This window comes from Kitasatospora sp. NPDC056327 (assembly GCF_042261735.1).
Lineage (GTDB): Bacteria > Actinomycetota > Actinomycetes > Streptomycetales > Streptomycetaceae > Kitasatospora.
Genome location: NZ_JBHJRC010000379.1, coordinates 1 through 7,052, shown reverse-complemented (window position 1 = coordinate 7,052; position 7,052 = coordinate 1). Strand labels below are relative to the sequence as shown.

General features: G+C 76.5%; 6 protein-coding genes and 1 riboswitch. Of the genes, 5 read left to right on the top strand and 1 reads right to left on the bottom strand.

Annotated elements, in window-relative coordinates; all coding sequences use genetic code 11:
• Positions 1-264 precede the first annotated feature (264 nt).
• Positions 265-978, bottom strand: a complete 714-nt coding sequence (locus ACFCX4_RS33290; protein ID WP_376150690.1) for an IclR family transcriptional regulator — start codon at positions 976-978, stop codon at positions 265-267.
• 193 nt (positions 979-1,171) lie between these two features.
• A riboswitch (SAM riboswitch) is annotated at positions 1,172-1,314 on the bottom strand.
• Between the two features lie 362 nt (positions 1,315-1,676).
• On the opposite strand from ACFCX4_RS33290, the gene ACFCX4_RS33285 reads away from it, so the two are divergent.
• The 5 genes from ACFCX4_RS33285 to ACFCX4_RS33265 form a co-directional block, all read left to right on the top strand.
• A complete protein-coding gene (locus tag ACFCX4_RS33285; RefSeq protein WP_376150688.1) occupies positions 1,677-2,426 on the top strand; it encodes an RNA polymerase sigma factor in 750 nt (249 codons plus the stop codon).
• 61 nt (positions 2,427-2,487) lie between these two features.
• On the top strand, positions 2,488-3,237 hold the full coding sequence (locus ACFCX4_RS33280; protein ID WP_376150686.1) for a hypothetical protein: 750 nt from the start codon (positions 2,488-2,490) through the stop codon (positions 3,235-3,237).
• The gene (locus ACFCX4_RS33275; protein ID WP_376150684.1) at positions 3,234-3,833 is read left to right on the top strand and encodes a hypothetical protein; all 600 of its coding nucleotides are present in this window, start codon (positions 3,234-3,236) and stop codon (positions 3,831-3,833) included. Before ACFCX4_RS33280 ends, ACFCX4_RS33275 begins: the two co-directional genes overlap by 4 nt.
• On the top strand, positions 3,830-5,413 hold the full coding sequence (locus ACFCX4_RS33270; RefSeq protein WP_376150682.1) for a hypothetical protein: 1,584 nt from the start codon (positions 3,830-3,832) through the stop codon (positions 5,411-5,413). Before ACFCX4_RS33275 ends, ACFCX4_RS33270 begins: the two co-directional genes overlap by 4 nt.
• Before the next feature lie 121 nt (positions 5,414-5,534).
• Positions 5,535-7,052 (top strand): dynamin family protein (locus ACFCX4_RS33265; RefSeq protein WP_376150680.1); only part of this gene is annotated, 1,518 nt, incomplete at its 3' end.

The window sequence follows — 7,052 nt, the reverse complement described above, 5'->3', positions numbered from 1 at the left end:
CCGGTCACCGCGACGACGGACCGCCGCGAGGGGGCGGCCGCGGCCGCCCCGTCGTCCGCGGCCGCGCCCGAACCGGGAGAGGGCGGGGTGGGAACGCTCAAGTCAGAAGTGGTCATGGCGCACCACTCTCGGTTCACCGACCGCGCACCGGTAGTGACATCACTCGGAAGGGAACGATCGGCCACCCGATCTGATTCGGCCGCGCGCCCCTCCTTGACGCCGCAAGCCCCCCGGCCCGCCCCGCCCCGGCGCGCGGAAGGCCCGTCAGGGGTTGCGCAGGGCCTCGGTGAGACGGTCGGCGGCCTCGACCACCGCCTTGGAGAGGCGGGCGCCGGGCTGGCGGGTGAGCCGCTCGATCGGGCCGGAGACCGCGACGGCGGCGACCACCCGGTTGGCCGGGCCGCGGACGGGGGCGGAGACGGACGCGACGCCGAGCTCCCGCTCGCCGACGGACTGGGCCCAGCCGCGCCGCCGCACGCCACTGAGGGCGGTGGCGGTGAACCGGGCGCCCTGCAGACCCCGGTGGAGGCGCTCGGGCTCCTCCCAGGCGAGCAGGACCTGGGCCGCCGCGCCGACCTTCATCGGGAGGGTGATCCCCACCGGGACGGTGTCGCGCAGGCCGTGCAGGCGCTCGGCCGCCGCCACGCAGATCCGGACCTCGCCCTGCCGGCGGTAGAGCTGGGCGCTGTCGCCGGTGACGTCGCGCAGGTGGCTGAGGACCGAGCCCGCGGCTCCCAGCAGCCGGTCCTCGCCGGCCGCGCTCGCGAGCTCGCCGAGCCGGGGGCCGAGGACGAACCGGCCCTCGACGTCCCTGGTCACCAGCCGGTGCTGTTCGAGCGCGACGGCGAGCCGGTGGGCGGTGGGCCGCGCCAGACCGGTCGCGGTGACCAGCCCGGACAGGGTGGTGGGGCCGGCCTCCAGGGTGGCGAGGATCGAGGTGACCTTGTCGAGGACTCCGACGCCGCTCGTGTTCTCCATGGGTGTACTCCGTCTCGGTTCCCGTGAGCCGCCCGCGGGCCGGCTCACGGAGGCTCCCCGCGGGGAGCCGGTGCGGTCAGCGGGGTCGGGCCGAGCTGGTCGGCCGGTGGGCTGCGCCGGGAACGGGACGGGTACGCGGAAGGCCCGGGGCGGGGAGCCCCCGGGTGACGGACAGCACAGAGAACACCGTGTCTCCTCATCTTTCCCGCGCCGCATTGGCGACAGGCCGGAGTTGGCACTGCTCCCGGTCGGCACGGCGCGGACTTCGCACGCCGGGTCGGCCGGGGAGTTGCCGGGGCTTCGTAGGGCCGGTCCCTCCACCCCTCTGGATGATTCGCGGAGAACGATACAGGGCCCCGAGGGCCCCCCGCCAAGCCCTCCCCGCCCCTCACCTGCGGACGGGCGGGTACGACCCGGTACGAACCGGTGCGGACCGGGCCTCGCCGCACGCGTTCCGGAGCCCCGCCGGCCCCGCATCCGGGCCCGCGCCCGGCCCCCGGCTGGACCCGTGCGGGCCCGCGCGACCGGCACGCCCCGCATCGTCCACGGACGATAAGTGCACGATCTCTGACATGGCCACCCAAAGGTTTCGAATTGGACCTACTGACCCGTAAACACTTCGGGATCCCTACTGTGTGCTGCGGCCCGATCGCGGAACCTCGGGTGTGCGGCGAGGTCGTCAGGGGGTGGGCCGACGCATGTCCGGCGCAGGGGGCGGGACCGACGGGCGGGCGGCGGGAACCGGCTTCGAGGAGGCGTGGCGCGCGGCGCGCCCGCAGGTCGCCGGCTACGCGCTCCGGGCCCTGGGCAACCGCGCCGACGCCGAGGACGTCTGCCAGCTCGTCGCCCTGCGCGCCTGGCGGGGCTGGGCCACCTTCCGGGGCGACTCGTCCTTCCTGACCTGGGTGATGGCCATCGCCCGCCGCGAGATCGCCCGGCTGGCGGTGCGCAGGCAGCGGCTGGCCGCCCGCGAGCCGGCGCTCCCCGGGGGCCTCGACCCCGCGGCCCCGGAGGAGGAGCCCCGCGTCCCCGGCGGGGCGCTCCCGTTACGCGGGCTCGCCGACCGGGCGCACGCCCGCGGCGAGCTCAACCCCACCGAACACGCGGTGCTGCGGGCCCGGCTGGACCACCCCGACCACACCTGGGAACAGCTCGGCGCGGCCCTGGGCCTGCCCCCGCAGCGCTGCGCCGTCGCGCACTGCCGCGCGGTGGTGAAACTGCGCGTCTCGCTCTTCCTGCACCACCCCGAACTGCTCGGCGGCAGGGCCCGGCTGGCCCGGGCCGCGGACCGCGCCCGGGCCGGCCCCGACCCGCTCACCGCGGCGGAGGAGACGCTCTTCCGCCGCATGGTGCTGGACGGCGTCACCACCCACCGGCCGCGCAACTGGACGGGCCTGCTCCGGAGTTCCTGCGCGAAGGTCGCCCGGGAGATCTCCCGGGACCGGTAATGGCGCCGGTCCGGCCGGGGTCGATCAGGACGAAGGACATCACTCGACGGAGGAGGGGACCGTGGACCACGCACCACCGCCGGAACCGATCACCGAACTGCCGCTCCACCCCGACGCCCACCCCGACGTCCGCACCGACGCCCACCCCGACGCCGGCGCCCGGCCCGAACCCGGCACCGACGTCCCCTACCGCCTCGACGTGCTGCCCGACGGCCGGGAGACCCTGGTGGCCGGCGACGTCGACCGGTTCGCCGACTTCACCCACCCGCAGGGCGACAACCCCTTCGGCTACCGGGGCACCTGCGGGCTCTGCTCCTGCGAGGGCGTGCTCCGGCAGTTCGGGGTGGACGTCGGCGAGGCCGAGGTGGTCGCCCACGCCATCGCCCGCGGGCTCTGCGAGACCGACGGCGACCCGGCCATGCGCGGCGGCACCAGCCTGACCGACCAGGCCCGCGTCCTCGGTGACTTCGGCGTCCCGGCCCACACCGAGCGGGCCGACTCGCTGGAGGACCTCGCCGCCGCGCTGGAACACGGCCGCGGGGTGATCGTCGCCGCCAACGCCGGTGTGCTGTGGGACGACGCCGACTCCTACGACGGCGGCCGGGCCAACCACGCCGTGGTGCCGATCGGGGTGGCCCGCGACCCGGCGACCGGCGGGATCCAGGGTTTCTACATCAACGACAGCGGTACGGGCGAGCAGGCCCGTTTCGTCGATGCCGCGACCATGGCCGAGGCCTGGCTGGACGCCGGAGGCGGCTGTGTGGTCACCGACCGGGTACACGCGGCACCCCACGAGAGGACGACGCAGTGACCATCCGCACGCCGTACGCACAGGCCCGCAAGGAGTTCGCCGAGCACCCGCTGCGGCAGTCCTACGTGCCGCTCGAACACTATGTCTCCACCCCGCTGCCCACCCTGCGCTGGGGCGGCCCGGGCTACGCGGCCTTCGCCGCGCCGGCGGTGCGCGCGCCCCGGCAGCCCCTGCGGATCGACGCCCCGGACCGCTGGTGGGCCATCGGCGCGGAGCGGCCGCGGCTGCTCGCCTACGCGCTGGTGCCGGCCGTCCCGTTCACCGACGCGCCGCTCGGCGGGCCGGTCACCGTCACCCCCGGCGGCCGCACGCTGGCCGAGTCGCGGGAGGACCACCGCGCGTTCGACGAGCTGATGGACCTGGCCGCGCCCGCGTTCTTCGCCACCGGGCCCGCCGCGGCCGCCGAACCGGGCGGGACCGACGCCTCCGCCGAGGGCGCCGGTCCCGCCGGCGCCGCCGAACCCGCCGGGCAGCGGCACGACCCCACCGTCCGCGCCGACCTGGCCGCCCTGCTCCCGCTGGTCCTGCCGCGCGAGGTCCACCCGTGGGCCAGGGCCCTCGCCCCCGACTTCTTCGCCTGGCTGGAGGGACGATGACGGCCGACCAGGACCGCCTCGTCAGCGAGCTGACCACCCTGCTCGCCGACACCGCCGAGGCCGCCCGGCGGCACGGCTGGACGCCGGTCGACGAGGCGGTGGCGGCGCTCGCCTCCGCCCGCCCCGCCACCGTCGTGCTGTGCGCCTCGCCGCAGGCTGCCGGGTCGGCCCTCGCCGAGCGGCTGCTCGCCGCGGTGCCCGGCGCCGGACTGGAGACGGCGCCGCTGGAGCCGCTGGCCACGGACCCGCTGCCCGCCGTCCGCGCCGACCGGGTCCTGCTGGCCCTGGGCTGCGCCGAACTGCTCGGCCCCGCGGGCGTCGAGGCCGCCGTGGCGCTCGCCGCCCGGCCGCCGGGCACGGTCACGGTCGTCCTCACCGGGGCGGAGGAACTCACCGGCCCCGACGACCTGGACCTCGTCGCGCACCGGGTGGGACGGCTGCTGGACCCGGAGACCACCGGCCACCGCGGCGCCGCACCGCGCGTGCTCTTCTGGAGCGACGGGCCGGCCGCCGAGGCGCTGCGCGGCCGGCTGGCCGAGGACGAGGCGGCCCTGCACGAGGCGCTCTCCCCCGTGCCGGCCGCCGGCACCGCCGCCGCCCGCCCCGCGCTGCTCGCCCTGCGGGCCGCCCATCTGCTCGGCCTCGCGGACGCCCTGCTCGGCGAACGGCTCCCGGCCACCGGGGCGGCCCCCGCGGCGGGCCCGTCCGCGCGCGCCGTGGCCGGGGCCCGCGCCGCGCTGGAGGCGGCCCACCGCGAGGTGCTGCGGGTGCTGGAGGCGGAGGCCGAGGCGGGCGCCGGGGAGACGGCGGCCGGGCTGGGGATGCTGCGCCAGAACCTGCTGCGCGACCTCGAACGGCATCTGCAGAAGCACCGTGAGGAGTTGTCGACCAGGGCCCGGGCCGGCGACGTGGTCGACGGCTACCTGGAACGGGGCATCGCGGCCTGGGCGGTCACCGCCGTGGCCGGCCTGAACGCCCGGGCCGCCCGCGTCGAACTCGCCCTGGTCGAGCTGCAGCAGCGGGTCGACACCGCCTACGCGGCCTGCGGCGCCGAGCCGCCGGCCCACCCGGCGGACCCCGGCTTCGCGCTGGACCGGACCGTCCCGGGCACCCGGACCGCCCCCGGCGCGCCCGCCGGGGGCCCGGGGCGCGGCGGCGCGCCGTCCCCCGAGGTCCTGGCCGGCGGCGTGCTCGGCGCGGCGGCCGGGGTGATGTTCACCGGCGGCCTCGCCATCGCCCTCACCGCCGGGGTCGGCGCCGGGGTCGGCGGGGTGGCCCACCACTACCGTGCCGAGCAGCGGCTCGCCCGCGCGGTCGGGTTCGGGGAGGGGGCCGTCCGCGAGCGCCTCGACCGGCTGGCCGAGGCCGTCCCGAGGGCCGTCCGCGACGAGGCCGGGGCGCTGCGGCGGACGGTGGAGGAGCGGTTCGCCCGCACCACGGCCGAGCTGGACGCCCTGGCGCCCGCACCCGGCCGGCCGCAGCGGCCGGGCGGCGACGGTACGGCCGGCGCGGGGCCCGGGCCCCGCGGGGCCGACGACCTGGCCGGGCTGCTGCGCCGGCTGAACGACGTACGGATCTGACACCGGATCCGGCACCGGTCCGGCAGGATCCGGCACCGGTTCCGGCACCGCATCGACACACCGGCCGGGACGGGCCGCTCACCAGGCCCGTCCGAGGCCGTTCGGAAGGGGAAGGAACACCATGTCCAAGACCGGCAGCAAGCTCGCCGACATGATGCGCACGGGGGCGGAGCAGGCCCGCAACGAGGCGAGCGGCGCGATCGTCGGGCTCAACCGGGTCGCCAAGGACCTGGAGATGAAGGAGACCGCCGCCCGGCTGGAGACCACCGCCGCCCAACTGGGCTCCGACACCTTCAACCTGATGGTCATGGGCCGCTTCAAGAACGGGAAGTCGACCCTGCTCAACGCCCTGCTCGGGGGCACCACCCGCGCGGTCGACCTCGGCGCCCACCAGGGCCCGATGATCGTGGACGACCTGCCGGCGACCGCCACCCTCACCGGGGTCCGCTACGCCGACACGCCGTACGTCAAGGTCTGGGGCTTCGACGGGACCTCCGACACCTGGCCGCTCGACCGCTACCTGCGCGAGTCGACGCTGGACATCGACGAGGAGGAGAGCGAGCGCCGCTTCCGCGGCATCCGCGAGTTCGAGATGGGCTTCCCGGCCCGGCTCTGCCAGGCCGGCGTGGTGGTCTACGACTCGCCCGGCCTGGACGAGCACCCCACCCGCACCAAGGTGACCCAGGAGGCCACCCAGCGCTGCGACGCGGCGGTGCTGGTCTACCGCAGCGACGTGCTGATGGGCCACGGCGAGCTGATGAACGCCGCCGACCTGGTCCGCGAGGGCACCCGGATCTTCACCGTGGTCAACCTCTTCAACGGCCGGGTGGTGGACGAGAAGATGCGCGGCTACGTGTGGAACAAGTACGTCCGCGAGTACCAGGGCGGCCCGGCGTGGGCCGGGCAGGACCTCACCGCCCGCGACATCTACTTCGTGGACGCCGAGAAGGCCCGCCGGGGCGTCTACGGCGGCGACGCCCGGCTGGTCGAGGAGTCCGGCCTGGCCGAACTGGAGGCCCGGCTGGCCGACTTCCTGCTGCGCGACCGCCACCACGTCCACCTGAAGAAGTACACGACCCAGGCCGCCTCCGCGGCGACCGCCATCCAGCAGCACGTGGACCAGCGGCTGAAGGCCGCGCGGACCGACCAGGTGCGGCTGCGCGAGTCGTACGCGGAGATGCTGCCCGCCCTCTCGGCGATCAGGAACCGCCCCGCCAAGCTGCCCGTCCTGTTCACCCGCTACCGCACCGAGGCCGAGGCCGCCCTCGCCACCAGCCTCACCGCCAAGGTCGCGGCGCTGCGGGACGGCCTGCCCGCCCACATCGACGCGGTCGAGGTCAACCTGAGCCGGGCACTCGGGGTGATCCAGCAGAAGCGGGCCGTCAAGACCGTGGCCGAGGCCGTCCAGACCTACGTCGCCGACGGCCTCGCCGACTGGGCCGACCGGGAGGCCCAGGACGTGCTGACCCCGCTGCTGCGGCGCCTCGGCGAGGACATCGAGGACGAGATCGTGGCGATCGGGCGCGAGTTCGACCAGCTCCACCTGCAGCTGACCGGCTGGGAGGTGGCGCCCGAGAGCAAGCCGCTGGTGGGCACCACCGAGCGGGTCGTCTCGGTGGTCGCCGGCTTCGCCCTCGGC

Excerpts from the sequence above, each read along its gene's own strand:
- ACFCX4_RS33290 (WP_376150690.1), bottom strand. The coding sequence starts at position 978 with ATGGAGAACACGAGCGGCGTCGGAGTCCTCGACAAGGTCACCTCGATC.
- ACFCX4_RS33285 (WP_376150688.1), top strand. The coding sequence starts at position 1,677 with ATGTCCGGCGCAGGGGGCGGGACCGACGGGCGGGCGGCGGGAACCGGC.
- ACFCX4_RS33270 (WP_376150682.1), top strand. The coding sequence starts at position 3,830 with ATGACGGCCGACCAGGACCGCCTCGTCAGCGAGCTGACCACCCTGCTC.